General features: G+C 45.2%; 2 protein-coding genes and 1 pseudogene. All 3 read right to left on the reverse strand.

The genetic code is table 11. From position 1 onward, the window contains the following. The coding region (locus PX484_RS07540) for a glycosyltransferase family 2 protein (RefSeq protein WP_288103338.1) at positions 1-738 on the reverse strand (738 nt) is incomplete at its 3' end. Positions 739-958: 220 nt separating this feature from the next. Continuing rightward, a complete protein-coding gene (locus tag PX484_RS07545; RefSeq protein ID WP_287768124.1) occupies positions 959-1,285 on the reverse strand; it encodes a DUF3593 domain-containing protein in 327 nt (108 codons plus the stop codon). After that, positions 1,278-1,355: pseudogene (locus PX484_RS25970) on the reverse strand (DUF2499 domain-containing protein); the annotation flags it as partial. The gene PX484_RS07545 and the pseudogene PX484_RS25970, both read right to left, overlap by 8 nt.

A 1,355-nucleotide genomic window follows, 5' to 3' on the forward strand; every position in this document is an offset into this window, starting at 1 on the left:
GAGGAACTTTTTCATAAAAAAGACAGTAAATAAGTCCATAATCACGCGAATTGTGCGACCTAAACCATATTTACTCTGTCCGAACCGTCTAGCGTGGTGATTAACGGGAATTTCGGTTATTTTTGCCCCTTCAATAAAAGCCAATGCGGGTAAAAAGCGATGTAATTCCCCGTAAAGATTCATATCGGCGACTAATTCGGCTCGATAGGCTTTCAAAGAACAACCGTAGTCGTGTAATTTGACCCCTGTAACCTTTGCTATCAGCCAATTAGCTATTTTTGAGGGTAAAAGCCGTTTTACCCGGTCATCTTGGCGATTTTTGCGCCAGCCACTCACGAGGTCATAACCTTCCTCTAATTTGGCCAATAATAGGGGTATATCATTGGGATCGTTCTGTAAATCGCCGTCGAGGGTAACGATGACCTGTCCCGTGGCATAATTAAATCCGGCAGCCATAGCGGGGGTTTGTCCGTAGTTGCGTCGCAATATCACCGCCTTGAGATCATCGCGATTTTTGGCTAAATTAGTTAAAACCTCGGTGGAACCGTCCTTAGAACCGTCGTCAACACAGATAATCTCGTAGTTAATTTGATAAGAACGCAAAATCGTGGCGATACTCTCGACGAGATGGGGGATACTGTCCACTTCGTTATAAATGGGAACCACTACCGATAAAGTCTGGATAGCAGCCTGCGGGTTTGGTTCATTGACACTGATGGACGGTGTAATCGGGTACATAGTTGACTGACGCTGGGACGTTTTGGGGCGATTGTATCACAATTCAGTTATCAGTTATCAGTTATCAGTTATCAGTTATCAGATGTGAGTTGTCAGTTCACTGATTACTGTTTACTGTTCACTGTCCACTGTTCCCTGAAAATACCCCCCACTTCCCACTTCCCACACCCTACACCCTACACCCTACACCCTACACCCTACACCCCACACCCCACACCCCTTATCCCTGTTCACTGCTCCCTGTTCCCTGTTCCCCTTTCTCTGTTTCCTTTTTGGCTAAAATTGCCTGACGAAAACCTAGGACGACGAGAATATTGGAGAGGGTGAGGAAAAGTTCGGCGCTACCGTGTAACCAATCGACGTTGGCTAATTCTTGACCATAGTGTATCTTGGCGTAGATACCGGCAGGAATGGTGATAAAAACGAATATTAACAGCACATAAAAGCCAATTAGGGCTAAATGGGGCATTTTTCCCGAACGAGTGACAAACCAAAGAAACCCCAGATAGGGAAACAGGGAAATGGCAAATAAACTCTCTTTATTCATTGTTAACGCTAATTTTACTGGAACGCCACAGCCACCAACCGGCAGCACAGAGGGTAAAATTTCCTAAGAC

The organism is Microcystis sp. M49636_WE2, from assembly GCF_030065375.1.
Taxonomy (GTDB): Bacteria; Cyanobacteriota; Cyanobacteriia; order Cyanobacteriales; family Microcystaceae; genus Microcystis; species Microcystis aeruginosa_C.